This is a genomic window from Pseudomonas sp. CFBP 8772 (genome assembly GCF_014841665.1).
GTDB lineage: Bacteria > Pseudomonadota > Gammaproteobacteria > Pseudomonadales > Pseudomonadaceae > Aquipseudomonas > Aquipseudomonas graminis_B.
This window is the reverse complement of sequence record NZ_JACYUI010000018.1, coordinates 25,345-44,828: the sequence shown is the minus strand read 5'-3', so window position 1 is coordinate 44,828 and position 19,484 is coordinate 25,345. Positions and strand designations below refer to the sequence as shown.

16 protein-coding genes are annotated in these 19,484 nt (G+C 63.1%); 7 read left to right on the top strand and 9 right to left on the bottom strand.

The genetic code is table 11. The annotated features are described in order from the left end of the window. Positions 1-13 precede the first annotated feature (13 nt). Complete coding sequence (locus IFT99_RS24690) at positions 14-727, top strand: cupin domain-containing protein (RefSeq protein WP_192135800.1); 714 nt, start codon at positions 14-16, stop codon at positions 725-727. Between the two features lie 953 nt (positions 728-1,680). On the opposite strand, the gene IFT99_RS24685 is transcribed toward IFT99_RS24690, so the two are convergent. Beyond that, positions 1,681-2,565 (bottom strand): LysR family transcriptional regulator, encoded by an 885-nt coding sequence (locus IFT99_RS24685; protein ID WP_192135798.1) that lies wholly within the window; start codon positions 2,563-2,565, stop codon positions 1,681-1,683. Between the two features lie 95 nt (positions 2,566-2,660). Between IFT99_RS24685 and IFT99_RS24680 the strand changes: the two genes are divergently transcribed. The 5 genes from IFT99_RS24680 (at position 2,661) to IFT99_RS24660 (ending at position 8,757) form a co-directional block, all read left to right on the top strand. After that, entirely contained in the window at positions 2,661-3,806 is a 1,146-nt protein-coding gene (locus IFT99_RS24680; RefSeq protein WP_192135796.1) for a DSD1 family PLP-dependent enzyme, read from the top strand. Beyond that, positions 3,796-4,227 (top strand): RidA family protein, encoded by a 432-nt coding sequence (locus IFT99_RS24675; protein WP_192135794.1) that lies wholly within the window; start codon positions 3,796-3,798, stop codon positions 4,225-4,227. The genes IFT99_RS24680 and IFT99_RS24675 overlap by 11 nt, the downstream gene beginning before the upstream one ends. After that, complete coding sequence (locus IFT99_RS24670; RefSeq protein WP_192135792.1) at positions 4,227-5,408, top strand: NAD(P)/FAD-dependent oxidoreductase; 1,182 nt, start codon at positions 4,227-4,229, stop codon at positions 5,406-5,408. Before IFT99_RS24675 ends, IFT99_RS24670 begins: the two co-directional genes overlap by 1 nt. Continuing rightward, on the top strand, positions 5,405-6,250 hold the full coding sequence (locus tag IFT99_RS24665; RefSeq protein ID WP_192135790.1) for a GNAT family N-acetyltransferase: 846 nt from the start codon (positions 5,405-5,407) through the stop codon (positions 6,248-6,250). Before IFT99_RS24670 ends, IFT99_RS24665 begins: the two co-directional genes overlap by 4 nt. 1,043 nt (positions 6,251-7,293) lie before the next feature. Then, a complete protein-coding gene (locus IFT99_RS24660) occupies positions 7,294-8,757 on the top strand; it encodes an aldehyde dehydrogenase family protein (protein ID WP_192135788.1) in 1,464 nt (487 codons plus the stop codon). Between the two features lie 238 nt (positions 8,758-8,995). Here the strand turns inward: IFT99_RS24660 and pepN are convergent, their stop codons facing one another. Genes pepN through IFT99_RS24630 form a run of 6 tightly spaced genes read right to left on the bottom strand, consistent with a single transcriptional unit; the run spans position 8,996 to position 15,569 of the window. Continuing rightward, on the bottom strand, positions 8,996-11,692 hold the full coding sequence (gene pepN / locus IFT99_RS24655; protein ID WP_192135786.1) for an aminopeptidase N: 2,697 nt from the start codon (positions 11,690-11,692) through the stop codon (positions 8,996-8,998). Between the two features lie 29 nt (positions 11,693-11,721). Further along, a complete protein-coding gene (locus tag IFT99_RS24650) occupies positions 11,722-12,552 on the bottom strand; it encodes a DUF2797 domain-containing protein (protein WP_192135784.1) in 831 nt (276 codons plus the stop codon). Further along, positions 12,549-12,809, bottom strand: a complete 261-nt coding sequence (locus IFT99_RS24645) for a YeaC family protein (RefSeq protein ID WP_074888021.1) — start codon at positions 12,807-12,809, stop codon at positions 12,549-12,551. Before IFT99_RS24645 ends, IFT99_RS24650 begins: the two co-directional genes overlap by 4 nt. Positions 12,810-12,838: 29 nt before the next feature. After that, entirely contained in the window at positions 12,839-13,711 is an 873-nt protein-coding gene (locus IFT99_RS24640; protein WP_192135782.1) for a rhomboid family intramembrane serine protease, read from the bottom strand. After that, the gene (locus IFT99_RS24635; RefSeq protein WP_192135774.1) at positions 13,708-14,679 is read right to left on the bottom strand and encodes a metallophosphoesterase; all 972 of its coding nucleotides are present in this window, start codon (positions 14,677-14,679) and stop codon (positions 13,708-13,710) included. The genes IFT99_RS24640 and IFT99_RS24635 overlap by 4 nt, the downstream gene beginning before the upstream one ends. Next, positions 14,679-15,569, bottom strand: coding sequence for an NAD(+) kinase (locus IFT99_RS24630; RefSeq protein ID WP_037011709.1), 891 nt, complete (start codon positions 15,567-15,569; stop codon positions 14,679-14,681). The genes IFT99_RS24635 and IFT99_RS24630 overlap by 1 nt, the downstream gene beginning before the upstream one ends. A gap of 187 nt (positions 15,570-15,756) precedes the next feature. On the opposite strand from IFT99_RS24630, the gene IFT99_RS24625 reads away from it, so the two are divergent. Continuing rightward, positions 15,757-16,743: a DUF1853 family protein gene (locus tag IFT99_RS24625; protein WP_192135772.1), complete on the top strand. Its 987-nt coding sequence runs from the start codon at positions 15,757-15,759 to the stop codon at positions 16,741-16,743. Here IFT99_RS24625 and IFT99_RS24620 read toward each other — a convergent pair. Next, on the bottom strand, positions 16,706-17,989 hold the full coding sequence (locus IFT99_RS24620; protein WP_192135770.1) for an arsenical efflux pump membrane protein ArsB: 1,284 nt from the start codon (positions 17,987-17,989) through the stop codon (positions 16,706-16,708). The two genes, IFT99_RS24625 and IFT99_RS24620, sit on opposite strands and share 38 nt — an antisense overlap. Beyond that, entirely contained in the window at positions 17,983-19,221 is a 1,239-nt protein-coding gene (locus tag IFT99_RS24615) for an MFS transporter (RefSeq protein ID WP_192135768.1), read from the bottom strand. Before IFT99_RS24615 ends, IFT99_RS24620 begins: the two co-directional genes overlap by 7 nt. Positions 19,222-19,484: the final 263 nt, after the last annotated feature.

Below are 19,484 nucleotides of genomic sequence, written 5' to 3'. Positions count from 1 at the left end.
CGGAGCGTTAACCATGTCATCTCCCGGTATTTTGCTGTTGGCGCGCGCTGATGGCAGCGGCATTGCGACGTCTTTCAACACGGCGCCGTTGGGCGCGCTTGATCCCTTTGCCGAGGCACGACAGGTGGCGTGGCGCGGTGATGACGGGGTGTCGGCCGGGCTGGTGCGGTTCACCGGCGACGCGTTGATCGAGGACTTTCCCTACAGCGAGACGCTGGTGGTGCACGCCGGGCATGTGGTGTTGAGCAGCGCGGAGCAGACGCTGGAGTTGAGCGTCGGCGCGAGTGCGGTGATTGGCCGTGGCAGTCGGGTGGCGGTGCATGCGAGCAGTGGCAGTGAGTGGGCGTTTTGTGCGGTGGATGTGGAGAACGCCCCTGCGCGGCCCGGTTTGACGCTGTTGCCGGCGCATTTGTGGCTGGAGCCGTCTGCGACGCTGGAACCGCCGATTTTGATCGGGCCTGCGCCGCAGTGTCGGGCGTTGAGTCTGTTCGAGGATGAGGTGACGGCGCTGAAGGTGGGGATTTGGGATTCGACGCCTTATCAGCGCCATGGTCGTGCGCATCGGTTGCATGAATTGATGCATCTGTTGGAGGGGAGCGTGACGCTGGCCGATGATCAGGGGGGTGAGGTGACGATTCATCCGGGGGATACGGTGTTCGTGGTGAAGGGGGCGTTTTGTGCGTGGACGAGTACGGTTTACGTTCGCAAGGTCTATGCGGTGAAGTGACCTCGGCGGTCTTTGGAGCAAGATCAAGATCAAGATCAAGGGCGTCTGCCTAGGGGCAGACTGTTTCGCCTTCGGCGAGTTACTTGGAAAAGCACCCCAAGTAACCAAGGGTGCTTGCTCCTGGTTTGGCTCCTCCTGCGTCGGAGTACCCTCACTCCGACGACGCTCCGTGGGCCCGCGCCGAACGGACATCCATGTCCCGACGGCGCTCTCGCCGCATCCATGCGGCTCGGCCCACTGCGCGTCGTCTGCGTTCAGCCTGCACCCAAGTCGCGATTGGTGTCGTCTGGGCTTTTTGCGTATGAAGATCAAAAGCGTGCTTACGCCAGGGTGGACGCCATCAATTGTGCGGTGTAACGCCTGACGCCTTCCCGGCTGAAGCCGGTCCTACTGCGCGCGCAGTGTGTTTTGTGTAGGACTGGCTTTAGCCGGGAACAGGTCATTTGGGACGCCGGCGATTTTGTGGTGTAACGCCCGACGCCTTCCCGGCTGAAGCCGGTCCTACTGGGCGCCCGCAGTGTTTTTTGTAGGACCGGCTTTAGCCGGGAAGAGGCCAGTGTGGACACCGTCAATTGTGCGGTGTAACGCCTGACGCCTTCCCGGCTGAAGCCGGTCCTACTGGGCGCGCGCAGTGTTTTGTGTAGGACCGGCTTTAGCCGGGAACAGGTCATTTGGGACGCCGGCGATTTTGTGGTGTAACGCCTGACGCCTTCCCGGCTGAAGCCGGTCCTACTGGGCGCGCGCAGTGTTTTGTGTAGGACCGGCTTCAGCCGGGAAGAGGCCAGTCTGGACGCCATCAATTGTGCGGTGTAACGCCTGACGCCTTCCCGGCTGAAGCCGGTCCTACTGCGCGCGCAGTGTGTTTTGTGTGGGACCGGCTTTAGCCGGGAAGAGGCCAGTCCCAGCGCCGAGGATGTTGCGGCATGACGCCTGATCCCCGATCAAACCGACGCTCACACCTTCAACGCATCTTCCAGAAACGCCACCAACGCTTGCACCCTGGGGCTGCGGAGTTTGCGGGAGGGTACGAGGAGGTTGACGGGGGCGCTGTCGAAGTTCCAGTCGGCGAGGACGCGGACGAGGTTGCCGCTGGCGATGGCGTCGCTGACGTCCCATTGCGAGCGCAGCACCAGGCCCAGGCCTTGTTCGGCCCAGCGGCGGGCGACGCTGCCGTCGTTGGTGAGCAGGGCCGGTTCGACGCGCAGGGTTTTTCGGGCGGGGCCTTTGCGCAGGTGCCAGAGGGTGACGTCTTCGTCGTTTTCACGGATGCAGATGCAGCGATGGGCGCTGAGCTGGTCCGGCGCTGTCGGCTCGCCGTGTTCGTGCAGGTAGGCCGGGCTTGCGCACAGCCAGCGCTCGTTCGGTGAGAGTGGCCGTGCGGTCCAGAGGCTGTCGTTGAGGTGGCCGATGTGGATCACGGCGTCGCTGTCGTGCCGATCCGGCCAAGGGGTTTCGCGCAGGTCGAGGTGCAGGCACAGCCGCGGATGCAGCCGGATGAAGCGCGCCAGCAGCGGTGCCAGTCGCTGTCGTCCGAAACCGAAGGGCGCCGCCAGCCGCAGCGTGCCCACCAGTCTCTCGTCCTTTTGCCGGAAGGACTCGGGCAGCGCTTCGAGCTGCTCCAGCAACAGCGCGCTTTCCCGGGAGAAGCGTTCGCCATCGGCGGTCAGGCTCAGGCGGCGGGCGTCGCGGTTGGCCAGGGTCAGGCCCAGCAGGGTCTCCAGTTTCCGCAGGCGCATGGACAGCGCCGGCGGCGAAACATTGAGCGCTCTGGCTGCCGCACTCAGGGATTCGGCGCGGCTCAATGCGACCGCCAGGCGCAAGTCTTCGATGGAGATCATTCACTTATACTTAATGATTGATGAGACTGGATTGAACCACACCTTAACGACAGCTGAGTAGAGTCCACCCTGTCCCTCGCCACCCGAGTTCCGTCATGTCTACGCCGATTGCCTCTCTCGACACCCCCGCCGCGCTGGTCGATGTTCCGCGCATGCAGCGCAATATCCAGCGCATGCAGCAACGCATGGACAGCCTCGGCGTGCGCTTGCGTCCCCACGTCAAGACCAGTAAATGCCTGCCGGTGATTCAGGCGCAGATCGCTGCGGGTGCCAGCGGCGTGACGGTGTCCACCCTGAAGGAAGCCGAACACTGTTTTAACCAGGGCATTGGCGATGTGCTGTATGCGGTCGCCATCGCTCCGGGCAAATTGTTCCAGGCGCTGGCGTTGCGGCGCGCCGGTTGCAACCTGAGCGTGCTCACCGACAGCGTTCAGGGCGCACAGGCTATCGTCGCCTTTGCGCGTGAGCACGACGAATCCAACCCCGTCTGGCCCGTCTGGATCGAGGTCGACTGTGACGGCCATCGCTCGGGCCTCGCCGCTGAAGACCCGGCACTCATCGAAGTCGCGCGCATCCTCAGCGAGGGTGGCGTGCAACTGCGCGGCGTGATGACCCACGCCGGTTCCAGCTACGACCTCGACAACCCCGAAGCCCTGCAGGCCCTCGCCGAGCAGGAGCGCGCCCTCTGCGTCCGCGCCGCTCAACGCATCCGTGAAGCCGGGATCGACTGCCCGGACGTCAGCATCGGCTCCACGCCCACCGCGCTATCAGCTCTGCGCTTGGACGGCGTGACCGAGGTGCGTGCCGGCGTGTATGTGTTCTTCGATCTGGTCATGCACAACATCGGCGTCTGCCAGGCCGACGAGTTGGCCCTGAGCGTGCTGACCACGGTGATCGGCCATCAGCAGGACAAGGGCTGGATCATCACCGACGCCGGCTGGATGGCCATGAGTCGTGATCGCGGCACCCAGCGTCAGCGCCACGACTTCGGTTACGGCCAGGTGTGCAGCGAAGCGGGGGAATGGATCGAAGGGGCGTTGGTTACCGGCGCCAATCAGGAGCACGGGATCATTACCCTGGGTGGCGACGACAGTGCCGACCTCGCCGCGCGCTTCCCTATCGGCAGCCGGCTGCGCATTCTGCCCAACCACGCCTGCGCCACCGGTGCGCAGTTTCCGGACTATCACGCCCTCGACGCGGACGGCGCGGTGCACACCTGGGGTCGTCTGCATGGCTGGTGATCTCGACATTATTCACACGGCCGACGCAGCAGCGCCGGGCGGGCACTATTCCCAGGCCGTGGCCTACGGAGGCGTGGTCTACGTGTCCGGGCAATTGCCGGTACGGGCCAATGGCGAGCACAGCGCCGACCAACCGTTCGAGGTGCAGGCCTCCATTGCCCTCGACAACCTGATCGCGATCCTCCGGGAAGCGGGCTTGGGCCCAGGCGATTTGCTGAAAGTCACGGTCTACGTGGTGGGCATTGAACACTGGCCGGCGTTTGACCGACTCTATGCGCGGTACCTGGGTGAGCATCGGCCCGCCCGCGCCGTGGTGCCGGTCCCGGTCTTGCATCACGGTTACCTGATCGAAATCGACGCCGTGGCGCGCAACCTGCAACCCCGTGGCCTGCAACCCCATAACCTGCGAGAGGACCCTTAATGAACCCGCAAAAAAGCGATGTGCTGGTGATCGGCGGCGGCGTCATGGGCGCCTCGTCGACGTTTTTCCTGCAGCGGCGCGGCCGCTCGGTGACGCTGCTGGAGCGCGACCAAATCGGTCAGTACGCCAGCGGCGTGAACTTCGGCAATGTGCGGCGGCAAGGGCGCTATCTGGGCCAGCTCGAACTGGCGAACCGGTCGTGGGGTTTGTGGAAACGCTTGCCGGAGCTGATCGACGATGACCTGGAGTTCATCCCCAGTGGGCACATGCGTGTGTGTTACCGCGAGGACGAAATCGCCGAGCTGGAGGCTTACGCCGCGGCCCCGGAAGCCGAGCATCTGGACCTGAAAATCTATCGCGGCGCCGAGTTGCACACGCGATTTCCTTTTCTTGGCGCAGAGGTCAAGGGCGGTTCCTACGCGCCCCACGACGGTCACGCCAATCCGCGTCTGGCGGCACCGGCCTTTGCCCGCGCGGCCCGACGCCTCGGCGCGCGAATCGAAGAACGCACCGAAGTCGCCGACGTGCAAAAAGTCGCCGGACAGTTCCACGTCACCACCACCGATGGGCAATTGTTCGTCGCCGAGCAGCTGTTGATCACCGCCGGCGCGTGGGCGACCAAGCTGTCTCAACAGTTCGACGAACCCGTGCCCCTGGAGCCGAACGGCCCGCAGATGTCGGTGACGGAGCCTGTGCCCTACGCGTTGCCGACGGTGATCGGCGTGTTCACCAAGATCAAGGAAGAGGTGATCTACTTCCGGCAGATTCCCCGCGGCAACATCATCATCGGTGGCGGCGCCCGCTGCGCGCCGGACATGGTCAACCATCGGGCATTTTTCAAGCCTGAAAGCCTGATCAATCAGATGCGCCAGATGAAGCGGCTGGTGCCCGGCGCCGAGAAACTCAACATCATCCGCACCTGGAGCGGCATCGAAAGCTACACGCCGGACTCGCTGCCGGTGATGGGCCCCAGCGGCATGGTGGACGGGCTGTTTTACGCCTTCGGCTTCTGCGGCCATGGCTTTCAGCTCGGCCCCGGGGTCGGCGACGTGATGGCAGAACTGATCAGCACCGGCAGCACCAGCACGTCCATCAGCCCCTTCGATATCCGCCGGTTTACTCAGCCCTCGCTGGTGCCGCAACTGGCAACAAGCCTTCTCAGTACAGGAAAACTCATATGAGCCACCCTTACGTTTATCGCACGGCCACGGCGGCCGACATGCCGGCTGCCCACGCGCTTTCCGTGCATTTGAAGTGGCCCCATCGCGAGGAAGACTGGGCGATGGTGCAGCGCACGTCCGAGGGTTTTGTCGCTGAGCACGAGGGTCAGTTGGTGGGCGTGGCATTTGCTTGCCATCAGGGGGCTTATTCTTCCATCGGGTTGGTGATCGTCAGTGATCAGCACCAGAGCAAAGGCATTGGCCGGCAGTTGATGCACCTGTGCCTGGACGCCGCCGCGCCACGCACGCCGATCCTCAACGCCACTGAATCGGGGGCGCCGCTGTATGTGAGCATGGGTTTCGTCGAATACGCTCGGATTCAGCAGCATCAAGGCGTGCCGCACATGCCGCCGGTTCTGGCTGCGACGGGAGACGCGCTGTGTCGTGAGGTGACGCAGGCCGAATACCCGCAGGTGATTGAACTGGCCAATGTCGGCAGCGGGCTGGACCGCACGGCGGTGCTCGCCGATTTGCTGCCGACGGCAGAGTGCGTGGTGGGCGTTGAGGTGCGCGGACAATTGACGGGATGCGCCCTGCTCCGCCGGTTTGGTCGCGGGCATCTCATTGGGCCGGTGGTTGCGCAGGATCTGGCGCAGGCAAAGCAGATGATCACGCACCTGCTGGGCCTGATCCCCGGCGCGTTTGTGCGCTTCGATATTCTGGCTGATTGCGGGCTGGTGGATTGGCTGGAGCGTCTGGGGCTGCCGTGCGTTGATCGCGCGCCTCGGATGGTGCTGGGCGAACCGCCGCGCTCACGGGATGGCATTGCCCAGTTCGCGATGGTGACCCAGGCGATTGGGTGAACGTTGCCAGGCATGCCGCGATGTGTAGGACCGGCTTCAGCCGGGAAAACGTCGGGCGTCACACCGCAAAATTGATGGCGTTCACACAGGCCTCTTCCCGGCTAAAGCCAGTCCTACAAAAACAGACCGCGTTCATGCCGCCAATCAAGCAGCGCACGCCAATCCCCTGTAGGACCGGCTTCAGCCGGGAAAGCGTCGGGCGTCACACCGCAAAATTGATGGCGTTCACACAGGCCTCGTCCCGGCTAAAGCCGGTCCTACAAAAACAGACCGCGTTCATGCCGCCAATCAAGCAGCGCACGCCAATCCCCTGTAGGACCGGCTTCAGCCGGGAAAGCGTCAGGCGCAACACCGCAAATTTGATGGCGTTCAGACAGGCCTCTTCCCGGCTAAAGCCGGTCCCACTAGTTGAACGCGGTCGGCCTGTAGGACCGGCTTCAGCCGGGAAAGCGTCGGGCGTCACGCCGCAAATTTGATGGCGTTCACACAGGCCTCTTCCCGGCTAAAGCCAGTCCTACAAAAACAGACCGCATGCATCCCGCCAATCAGGCAGCGTACGCAATCCCCTGTAGGACTGGCTTTAGCCGGGAAAGCGTCAGGCGCCACACCGCGAAATTGTGGGTGCTCATGCGGGCGTCTTCCCGGCTGAAGCCGGTCCTACAAAAACAGACCGCATGCATCCCGCCAATCAGGCAGCGCACGCAATCCCCTGTAGGACCGGCTTCAGCCGGGAAAACGTCAAGCGTCACGCCGCGAAATTGTGGGTGCTCATGCGGGCGTCTTCCCGGCTGAAGCCGGTCCTACAAAAACATATCGCGTGCATTCAGGGTATCCGGCATGACCTCGACTGTAGGACTGGCTTTAGCCGGGAAGACGTCAGGTGTCACACCGCAAAACGGATGGCGTGGACCCCGGCGGATTCAGCAGATTCTCCCTTGCAGATCGCAACTACGGCATCTTTTGCCTGGGCCGGTTTGTTAGCGTATCGAGACGTCAGGACTCGCTGTTCGCAGCCCTTATCACCGCTCCAGGGAGCTAGTTGGATGACCTCACACCCTTCAAACACCCACGGCATCGAGCTGCAAAACGCCGGGCACTTCTATATCAACGGCGAGTGGATCTCCCCCGCGATTCCGGCCCTTCTGCCGGTGGTCAATCCCGCCACTGAAGAGGTGGTCGCCGAGGTCGCGCGGGGGTCGGCGGAGGACGTTGATCGGGCCGTCGCAGCAGCGCGTGCCGCCTTCCCTGACTGGTCAGCAACACCGGTCAAAGAACGCGCAGCGATCCTGAGCAAAATCCACGCATTGATCCTTGAGCGCAAAGAGCCCCTCGCCCAAGTCCTCTCACTGGAGATGGGCGCCGCCATCAGTTTCTCCCGCGCCATGCAGGTGCCGCTGGCCGCCGAACATGTGCGGGTTGCCCGGGATCTGCTATCAACCTACCGCTTCCAGACCGTCGAAGGCACCACCGCCATCGAGCGGGAAGCTATCGGCGTCTGCGGTCTGATCACCCCTTGGAACTGGCCGCTTTACCAGATCACTGCCAAAGTCGCGCCGGCCCTCGCCGCCGGCTGCACCGTGGTGTTGAAACCCAGCGAGCTGTCGCCGTTAAGCGCCCTGCTGTTCGCCCAACTGGTCCACGACGCCGGCCTGCCGCCCGGGGTGTTCAATCTGGTCAACGGCAGTGGTCCTGACGTCGGCGCCGCCATCGCCGCCCACCCCGACATCGACATGATTTCCATCACCGGCTCAAATCGGGCCGGCGCGCTTGTGGCGCAAGCGGCGGCGGTGACGGTGAAACGCGTGACCCAGGAACTGGGCGGCAAATCGCCCAACGTCATGCTGCCCGACGCCGACTTCGCCAAAGCCGTGCCGCTGGGGGTGCTGTCGGCCTTGCGCAACGTCGGCCAGTCGTGCAGCGCGCCGACCCGAATGATCGTGCCCCGCGCCCGCCTCGCTGAAGTCGAAGCACTGGCCGCCGCCACCGCCGACGCCTTGATCGTCGGTGACCCGCAATCCCCCGACACCCAGCTCGGCCCCATTGCCAACGAAGCCCAATTCAGCCGCGTTCAAGCCATGATCGAAGCGGGCATCCGCGAAGGCGCGAAATTGCTGTGCGGCGGCCCGGGCCGTGTGCCGGGGTTTGAAAAAGGTTATTACACCAAGCCAACGGTGTTCTCCGAAGTCGACTCAGCGATGCGCATCGCCCAGGAGGAAATCTTCGGCCCGGTGCTGTGCATCCTCGCCTATGACTCCATCGACGAAGCCGTGGCCATCGCCAACGACACGGTCTATGGCCTGGGCGCCCACGTGCAGGCGCAGGACCTGGAACTGGGCCGCGCCGTGGCCTCGCGCATTCGCGCCGGGCAAGTCCACCTGAACCACCCGGCGTGGGATCCCATGGCGCCCTTCGGCGGCTACAAGCGCTCGGGCAATGGCCGGGAATACGGCGTGATGGGGTTTGAGGAGTATCTGGAGACCAAGGCGATTATCGGTTTCAACGCCTGATCGCCCGCTCGCCGGAATCATTGGACAACTCGCATTGTGGGACCGGCTTCAGCCGGGAAGGCGTCATTCGTCACACCGCAAAATGGATGGCGCACAAACCGGCTTCTTCCCGGCTAAAGCCAGTCCTACCAAGGTGTCGCGTACAAGACAGCTCCGCAGCCGCTGAAACCATAAATCAGCATCCACAAAAAAAGGGCTGTCCGCGCAAACGGACAGCCCTTTTCAACATCCGCCCGATTTACGCCAGGCTTTTGCTCACCACTTCATACACGTCAGGCGACAGCGGACCGGAGGCGAGGATGCGCTCCAGTTCCGCTTTCATCAGCGCTTGGCGCGCGCTGTCGTATTTGCGCCAGCGGGTCAGCGGCGCCAGCTGGCGGGAGGCGATCTGCGGGTTGAAGCCGTTCAGCTCGATGACCAGATCGGCCAGGAAGCGATAGCCCGAACCGTCCGCCGCATGGAAGTTGATCAGGTTCTGCCCGGCAAAGGCGCCGATCAGGGCACGCACCTTGTTCGGGTTCTTCATGGTGAACGCCGGGTGCTGCATCAGCGCTTTCACACGCTCCAGCCCGCCCGGCAAGGTGCTGCCGGCCTGCACGCTGAACCACTGATCCATGACCAGCGCGTTGTCCTTGAAGTTCTCGGCAAACACTTCCAGCGCCTTGGCCTTCTCGGCCTCGAACGGCGAGTTCACCAGCACGGCCAGCGCGGTCAGGCGCTCGGTCATGTTGTCGGCGGTGTCGAACTGGTCGATGGCGGCGGCCAGGACTTCCGGCTTGCCGGTCTGCATCAGGTAAGACAGGGCGATGTTCTGCAGCGCACGGCGAGCGAAGTGCTCGGACGCTGCCACGTACGGCGTCTGCTTCGACAGCTCGCGATTGGTCTGGTAACGCTGCCACAGCGCGTCACTCAGGCTGTCGGCCAATTGCTGGCGGGCAAACTCCCGCGCGGCGTGGATGGCATCGACGTCAGCCACTTCGCTGATCTCGATCAGATACGCCTCGCCCGGCAGCGAGAGCATTTCCGCGACCATGGCCTGATCCAGGCTTTCGTCGGTGAGCACCGTGTGCAGCGCGGTGATCAGACGCTGATCCATGACCAGCGATTCGCCCTTCTGGTGCTGGGCGATCAGGTCCTGCAGCACTTGCACGGACAGTTGCTGACCGGCATCCCAGCGGTTGAAGCCATCGCTGTCGTGCTGCATCAGGAACATCAACTGATCGCGGTTGTACGGGAAGCTCAGTTTCACCGGCGCCGAGAACCCGCGCAGCAGCGACGGCAGCGGCTGTTCGTCGATGTCGATGAAGGTGAAGGTCTGCTCGGCTTCAGTCACCGAGAGCACGCGGGAGGTGTTCACCGCCGGTGCCTCGCCGTGCAGGCGCAGAGGGAGTTCCTGACCCTGGGCGTCCAGCAGACCCATGGCAACCGGGATCACGAACGGCAGCTTCTGATCGCCCGGCTGGCCCGGCGTGGTTGGCGTGCTCTGACGGAAGGTCAGGCTGTAGGTTTTCGCGGCAGCGTCGTAGGACTCGCTGACCGCCAGACGCGGCGTGCCGGCCTGGGAGTACCAGCGCTTGAACTGCGTGAAGTCGACACCGTTGGCGTCTTCCATGGCCTTGACGAAGTCGTCGCAGGTCACGGCCTGGCCGTCATGGCGCTCGAAGAACAGGTCGCTGCCCTTGCGGAATCCTTCCACGCCCAACAGCGTGTGGATCATGCCGACCACTTCCGCGCCCTTCTCGTACACGGTCAGGGTGTAGAAGTTGGAAATCTCGATGAAGCTGTCAGGGCGCACGGCGTGGGCCATGGGGCCGGCGTCTTCGGCGAACTGGTGGGTGCGCAGGTAAGCCACGTCCTGAATGCGCTTGACCGTGGCCGAGTTCATGTCCGCAGAGAAGCCGGAATCACGGAACACCGTGAAGCCTTCCTTCAGCGACAGCTGGAACCAGTCGCGGCAGGTGACGCGGTTGCCGGTCCAGTTGTGGAAGTATTCGTGGGCGACGATCGCTTCGACGCGCTGGTGGGCGGCATCGGTCGCGGTTTCGGCGCGGGCCAGCACGGCGCTGGAATTGAAGATGTTGAGGCCCTTGTTCTCCATGGCGCCCATGTTGAAGTCGTTGACGGCGACGATCATGAAGATGTCCAGATCGTATTCGCGGCCGTAGACCTCTTCGTCCCAGCGCATGGACTTCTTCAGGCTGTCCATGGCGTGCTGGCATTTGTCGACGTTTTCCGGCTCGACGAAGATGCGCAGCGTGACCTTGCGCTGGCTCATGGTGATGAAGGTGTCTTCGATGCACCACAAGTCACCGGCCACCAGCGCGAACAGGTAGGCCGGCTTCTTGAACGGGTCTTCCCACGTTGCCCAGTGACGCTGGGTGTCATCGGAGGGGCCGGCGGCGATCAGGTTGCCGTTGGACAGCAGGATCGGGAAGGCCTGCTTGTTGGCGCTGACGGTCGTGGTGAACGTGCTCATCACGTCCGGGCGGTCGAGGTAATAGGTGATCTTGCGGAAGCCCTCGGCCTCGCACTGGGTGCAGAACATGCCGCTGGATTTGTACAGGCCTTCCAGCGCGGTGTTGGTTTCCGGGTGGATCTTCACGGTGGTGTCGAGGGTGAAGGTCTCGGACGTCGGCTGCACGGTGAGGCTGTCGGGGGTCAGCTGGTAGCCGTTCTGTGCAAGGTCGCCCTCGGACAGGTCGACATCCGCCAGCTTCACCGACAGCAGCTCAAGCTGCTGGCCGTCGAGTTCCAGCGGTGGCAAGGCCGCGCCTTGAGCGAGCGCGGCGCGGTCCGGGTTGCGGCGCATCACCAACTGCGCGTGGACCAGCGAGTGGTCGTCGAACAATTCGAACGTCAGGTGGGTCTCGTCAATGAGGTACTCAGGCGCCTGATAATCCTTCAGGTAAATCATTTTCGGCTGGTCTGTGCGCATGCTGTTGTCCCTTCTTCTGCTAATACGGGCTACTGATGCACGGCGAGTTGATACGCCGTGTATTTGCGAATATTGATCACGCCGGTGTCGAAGATCAGGTACTGCCCTTTGACGCCCAACAGGGTGCCTTCGGCGACCGGATTCTTGTCTAGGTTGAAGCTGACGATCTTGGTCGGGTAGGCCTCTACCGGGTATCGGATCTCGATAGGCTCGACATCGTTCATCACCTGAATGGCCTGCAAGCCAAAGCGCATTTGCAGCGCGACCAGGCCTTCGGCGCAGGACTCGAACAGTTGCTGACGAATCGCCGCCAGATCAACCGCCGGTGCGTCGCCCTTGAGCAGCGCGCGCCAGTTGGTGCGGTCGGCCACCTGGCTGCGGAACAGATCTTCCACAAAGCCGGACTGCTGCCGGGTGGCGCAGCGCACGATCGGCAACGCCTGACTGGCGCCCTGGTCCAGCCAGCGCGTTGGCAGCTGGGTGGCGCGGGTGATGCCGACTTTGACCCCCGACGAGTTGGCCAGATAGACCACGTGATCGGTCATGCAGAACTGCTCGCCCCAGGCCGGATCGCGGCAGGTGCCATGCTCGTGATGGCAGCGCTCCGGGCTCATGATGCACAGGTCGCACTGCGCCAGCTTGAGCATGCACGGGTAGCAATAACCCTGGCTGTAGCTGGTTTTGGTGCGCTTGCCGCAATGGCTGCAATGAATCGCACCCAGAAACTCCAGGCGCACGGTCTTGCCGATCAGCGGGTTGACCGGGATCTGTGAATCACCCAGCCGGAACGCATATTCCACCCGCGAAGCCTCAAGCCGCGCGGACATTTTGTTGACGGAGCCTCTGCCGATTTCAATCAATGAATGGAGTCCGATTTGAACAGGATATTGGGTACCGGCGCCGACTTCGACGCGCACTCTTGCGGGCCCATGTAGCCGATGCGCTGGTCCTCGGGCACGTTGCGCACTTCCCAGGCAATCAACGCCTGCAGCGACAGCTCACGTTGTTCCTGGGTCAGCTTGCGGCCGTCGGACCATTTGCCGATTTCCACCGCCAGCTTCAGGCTTTCGTAGACGTCCGGGGTGATGTTTTCGATCATTTCGACAAAAGAGGACATTGGGTTCTCCCAGAATTAAGCGGGCGATTTTAATGTTTGCGGCGGGCCAGTGCACCGCCCACAAGACCTGTAGCACAACCGATGATCAGGCCGCCGACGTGGGCGCCGTTGGCGATTTCGCCAAACCCGAGCACACCGACGACGCCAGACAGGCACACCACCAGCCAGATCAGCATCATCCCCAGAACACCGCGTGGTAAACGATACATGGGGTTGGGGGCGAGCAATTGAAAGATCCAGCAGTGACCGAGCAGGCCATACAGCACGCCGGACAGACCGCCGAACAGACTCGGGCCGCTCCAGAAATACTGGACGTAATTGGAAAACGCGCTGAACGCCAGGGTCAGTCCGAGCAACTGCCAACTGCCCTGGCGCATTTCGATGCGTCGGCCCAGCTCCCAGAACCACAGCGCGTTCATCACCAGGTGCAGCAGGCCGAAATGAATCAGCATCGGCGTGACCACCCGCCACCACTGCCCCGCCCCCAGCGATGTTTCCACCGGCAGAAAGCTGATGTACTCGCCGTTGACGCGGAAGTCGTTGAAGGTCAACCAGCTCAAGGCTTCAAAATTGTCGCCGAGCAAGGTCACGCCGGCGACGATCAGGCACAGCAGCAAGATCACGCTGGTGACCGGGCTGTTGCGCACCTGGACCAGCGGACTCAGCCGGCTCACGGCCACCACCTCGCGTCCCGGCGGCAACTGCGCGGTCGGGTCGCCTTCGGGGTATTGCTGATACAACTGGCGGACGTCATCGGCCAGTTGCGGCGCATCGGGCACCCACAGCACTTGCTCACCGGCCTCCTCGCTGACCCGATGGGGCACGTTGAGGCGTCGCAGCAACTCGACGAAACCACTCAGGTCGGTTTGGAGGGGCAAACGCAATACAGCAACCGGACTCATTGACCCATCTCCGGTCGGGTGACGTCGACCCAGACGAACTTGTCCGGGTCAATCTGTGTTTCCTGATCCAGCCGGTAGGCGACCAGCTTGCCGTAGAGCACGGCGCTGTAGTCGAGGCAGGCCAGATTGGGGCGGATCGGGGCGGGAATGCCGCTGCGCCAGTAGTGGCCGACGAACAACAGCGGTTCATCGGCGCCGTACCGCAGCAGCGCGTTTTTCTCGCTGGGGGACAGCGGCCGCCGCGCCACCGGCTCGGGCAGCGCGTCAGGCTGAAACACCACGTCGCCGTAGGTCTGCGGGTCGTCTTCCCAGAACTTGGTGCGGAACGAGCCGCGGGTCAGGCCGTCGCCCCCGGTCAGGGTCATGCCGTGGGGCAGGCGCATGTCGGTGCCGCGCAGCAGGCGATCAAACACGGCGCAGGCAAAACTACCGGGCTCCGCCGACGCCTGCACGAAGGCCTGGTCGATGCGACCGTCGCCGTGAACGCTGCGCAACGGCTCGATCAGGCTGGCATCCCAGCAAGCGTGGACCACGCGGAAGCGCTCGGCGTCGATGAACAGCGGCAATTGGTAAAACCATTTGAGGAAGTCGTTCCAGTCACCGGGATGCTGCTCAAACTGCGCCAGGGTTTCGCCCAGCAGACGGGCATGGCGCGGCGTGTGCTCGCGCACCCATTCATGGCCGCTCTCAGGCGGTGCCGGGGTGCTCCAGCCCAGCGCGTTGAATTCATGGTTGCCCATGATGCAGAACGCCTGGCCGGCTTCGACCATGTCACGGACGATGTGCAACGCCTCGCGAATGCGCGGGCCGCGGTCGATGATGTCGCCGAGGAACACGGCGATGCGCTCAGGGTGGCGCCACACGCCGGCCTGGAAGCGGTAACCAAGGGTGTCGAGCAAGTGCTCAAGGGTCTGGGCACAACCATGCACGTCACCGATCAGATCGTAGCCACGCGCGGGATCGAGCATCAGTCGCTCCCGCCGCCAAGCCGACTGCCCCAACCGAGTTTGGTCCGGCAGACTTCGTAGTAGTTGTGGTCGAGGGGGTGAATGAGTCGCAGCTTCTGCGGCTTCTTTTTCACGGTCACGGTGTCACCCGGCGCGCAGGTGAAGTGGTTCTGGCCATCGCAGGAAACCTGTGGGTAGATCGTCATGTCCTTTGAGACAACGATTTTCAGCTCACTGTTTCCGTCGACGACAATCGGCCGGCCGGACAGCGTGTGCGGGTACATCGGCACGATGACGATGGCGTCGAGTTTGGGGTGCATGATCGGCCCGCCCGCCGACAGCGCGTAGGCTGTGGAGCCGGTGGGCGTGGCGACGATCAGACCGTCGGCCTTCTGGCTGCAGACGAACTGGCCGTCGATGTAGATTTCGAATTCGATCATCCGCGTGGATTTGCCGGGGTGCAGCACGACGTCGTTGAGGGCGTCGCCCTGTCCGATCGCTTCGCCGTGACGGCGCACTTCGGCCTGTAACAGGAAGCGGTTTTCCACCAGATAGTGGCCGTCGAGCACTTCCGCGACTTTGACTTCCAGCTCGTCGGGGCGGATGTCGGTCAGGAAGCCCAGGCTGCCGCGGTTGATGCCCAGCACCGGCACGTTGTGCTTGGCCAGCGCACGGGCGGCGCCGAGCAGGCTGCCGTCGCCGCCGACGACGATGACCATGTCGCAGACTTCACCGAGCATCTTGCGCGAAGAGGTCTGCAAACCATGCCCCGGCAAGACCTCGGCGATGGCGTCTTCGAGGATCACATGCAGGTGCCGCGATATCAGGAATTTCTTGAGTCGGCGAACGGTCTCCACCACCTGGGTACTGCCCAGGCGACCAATGATGCCGATATTTCGAAATTGCTCCATGGGGCTCCCGCAGGCTTGATGCGTGTAAAGAACGCGATTATGGGCGAAGGGGTCGGGGGCGGCAAATGGGCTCTTTAAGCGCACCCTTCAAGCAGCGCCTTTCAGGCATGCCTGAGCTGACCTGTCGCATCCGACGGCGACGATGAAGCGGTGGCCGAGAGCGCCCATCACCCGCTATCCTGCCTTGATGAATAACTCTTTCCCGACCCTGACCGCCCTGCCCCGTCAGCTGCATACGCACACCGTACGTGATCTGGCGTTGGTAATCCTGTCGCCGCCCCTGCTGACGGAAACCCAGTGGCCCCAGCGACACCCCCTCAGCGGCAGCGACTGGGTGCAGCAGCCCGAAGCGCTTGAAGCTTTTTTAACGCAGCTGGACCAGGACGACAGCGCACTCAACGACTGGCTGGCGAGAAGCTCGACGCGGCGGCTGGGGCTGTATTACGAGCGGCTCTGGCAATTCGCAATCCAGCACGCGCCCGGCGTGGAACTGCTCGCGGCTAACCTGCCCATTCAGGGCGAAGGCCGCACGCTGGGCGAGCTGGACATGCTGCTGAGGGATAAGGGTGGCGTTCACCATATTGAATTGGCGATCAAGCTGTACCTGGGGCAGCAGGATCAGGACGGCGAAAACCCGGCCCACTGGCTCGGCCCCGGCGCCCTCGACCGGCTGGATTTGAAGCTCGCGCACCTGAATCAGCATCAACTGCCCATGTCAGCGCGCCCCGAGAGCAGCGCCGTTCTTGCTGCGCGGGGCGTGGACACCTTTAGCGCTTCGCTCTGGCTGGGGGGTTATCTGTTTTATCCATGGCCCGGTGCGGGCGCGTCGCCACAAGGGGCACACCCTGAGCATCTGCGGGGAAAGTGGCTGCATCAAAAGGACTGGCCGGGCTACGCAGAAAACAGCCTGGACGGTCGCTGGCAATGGCTGCCGCGTCCGGCCTGGCTGGCACCGGCGCGCTGCGACAAGGCATGGACCCCTCGCCAGTTTAAGGACTGGCTGGAGGCCCTGGACCCGCTCGGGCCGGCGCAACTGCTGGTGCGCCTGACCCGCCATGCCGACGGCCACTGGGAAGAGGCCGAGCGGCTATTTCTGGTGCCCGACCTGTGGCCGAACCTGCCGGACTCTCGCCGCGTTACAGGCTCAGTCGCAGCACCAGCGCCGCGAGGGTGACCAACAGCACCGGCACGGTCAGCACGATGCCGACGCGGAAGTAATAGCCCCAGCCGATGGTCACGCCCTTCTTCGCCAGCACGTGCAGCCACAACAACGTCGCGAGGCTGCCGATCGGGGTGATTTTCGGGCCCAGGTCGCTGCCGATCACGTTGGCGTAAATCATCGCTTCCTGCAGCAGGCCATGTGCCTGACTGGCCTCGATGGACAACAGGCCGATCAGCACCGTCGGCAGGTTGTTCATTACCGACGACAGCAGCGCCGTCAGCACGCCCGTGCCCATGGCCGCGCCCCACAAACCATGTTCGGCGAAACGATCCAGCCAGGTCGCGAGGTAGTCGGTCAGGCCCTGATTGCGCAGGCCATACACCACCAAGTACATGCCCAGGGAGAAAATCACGATCTGCCACGGCGCGTCTTTCAGCACCTTCCGCGTGGAAATGCGGTGGCCTTTGGCGGCAATGCCCAACAGGATCACGGCGCACACAGCGGAGATCGCACTGATGGGAATTCCCAGCGGCTCCAGGGCGAAGCAGCCCACCAGCAAGATCCCCAGCACCCACCAACCGGTCATGAAGGTCGCGCGGTCCTTGATCGCCGAAGACGGCTCGTCCAGTTGCGAGGCGTCGAAGGTCTTCGGGATGTCGCGGCGAAAGAACAGCATCAGCACCGCCAGGGTGGCGGCAACGCTGACCAGATTCACCGGCACCATCACCGACGCGTAGCGGTTGAAGCCGATGCCGAAATAGTCGGCAGAGACGATGTTGACCAGGTTGGAGACCACCAGCGGCAGGCTCGCGGTGTCGGCGATGAACCCAGCCGCCATCACGAAAGCCAGGGTGGTCGCCGGCGAAAAACGCAGGGCCAGCAGCATCGACATCACGATCGGGGTGAGGATCAGCGCGGCGCCGTCATTGGCGAACAACGCCGACACCAACGCGCCGAGCAGCACGATAAACGCGAACAGCCGCCGGCCCTTGCCGTTGCCCCAACGCGCCACGTGCAGCGCGGCCCAGTTGAAAAACCCGGCCTCGTCGAGCAGCAGGCTGATGATGATCAGCGCAATGAATGTCCCGGTTGCGTTCCAGATAATGTGCCAGACCTGAGGGATGTCACTCAGGTGCACCACCCCGAAAAGCAGCGCGAGCACGGCGCCAAACGTTGCACTCCAGCCGACACCAAGGCCCTTGGGTTGCCATATCACCAGGGTGATGGTGACCAGAAAAATCGCGACGGCTATCAACACCTTTTTGAAGTTCTCGGAAGCAGGATGGCGAGGATGCCTAACAGCGGCAGGTAGGAACACAGCGTGTAGACATAGACGATGCCGTGAAGGTCCGCGAGGTGACCCAATAATGCGGCGCCGATGCCGCCAAAGCCGAACATCAGGCCGAAGAAGATGCCGGCGATCATGCCGACGTTGCCCGGCACCAGTTCCTGGGCGTAGACGACGATGGCGGAGAACGCCGAGGCCAGAATGAAACCGATGATCACGCTGAGCACGCTGGTCCAAAACAAGTCAGCGTAAGGCAGCGCGATGGTGAACGGCGCCACGCCCAGAATAGAGAACCAGATTACCGCTTTACGGCCAATGCGATCGCCAATCGGCCCGCCGAAGAATGTGCCCGCCGCCACCGCCGCCAGGAACATGAACAAGTGCAGCTGGGAGCTGGCCACGGACAGCTGGAATTTGTCGATGAGGTAAAAGGTGAAGTAGCTGGTGAAGCTGGCCATGTAGAAATATTTGGAGAACACCAGCAGCGCCAGCACCACCAGCGCGCTGGTCACCCGACGTTTCGACAGCCCGTGGGTCGCTGCTTGCCCGGCCTTGATCTTGAACAGCGCCAGGTGCGCCTTGTACCAGCGGCTGATGGCGTACAGCAGCCCTACGGAAAACAGCGCCACCACCCCGAACCAGGCGATATGCCCCTGACCGAACGGAATGATGATCGCCGCCGCCAGCAGCGGTCCGATGGCCGACCCGCTGTTGCCGCCCACCTGGAAGCTCGACTGCGCCAGACCAAAGCGCCCGCCGGAGGCCAGCCGGGCGATGCGCGAGGCTTCAGGGTGAAAGGTCGACGAGCCAATGCCGATCAACCCTGCGGCGAGCAGGATCAACGGGAAGCTGCCTACGGTCGCGAGCATCATGACGCCGCCCAAAATGCACAACGAACCGACCGGCAGCACCAACGGATTGGGATGGCGATCGGTGTAATAACCGACCCAGGGCTGCAGCAGGGACGCCGTGACCTGAAACGTCAGCGTGATCAAGCCGACCTGGGTAAAGCTCAGGCCGTACGAGGCCTTCAGCATCGGGTAGATCGAAGGCAGGATCGACTGGATCAGGTCATTGAGCAGGTGCGCCAGGGCCACCGCACCAATGATGCGCATGACCAAGGGGCTTGATTGCGTAGATTGCGGGGCGGGAACGGGCTGGGTATCGGTCGCGGGCACGGTTGCAGGACTGGTAACGGCCATCGGGTTCATCCATCGAACGTTGATGCGCCGTGGGACTCGTTACAGAACATGTCAGCGGCACAAGGGGCCGCCAATGTGCCATTTTTTGGGGCGCCGCTGCCATATTTTGTTGCTGATTTGTCTGATGGGTGGCGTGGTGTCAGGACACCTGAAGCTTTTTGACACCACTCTCCTGTCAAGCAAACGCAAATCCTGTGGGAGTGAGCTTGCTCACGAAGACGGCCTGCAATCCGCCCAACATCCAGCAGGCACACCGCCTCCTT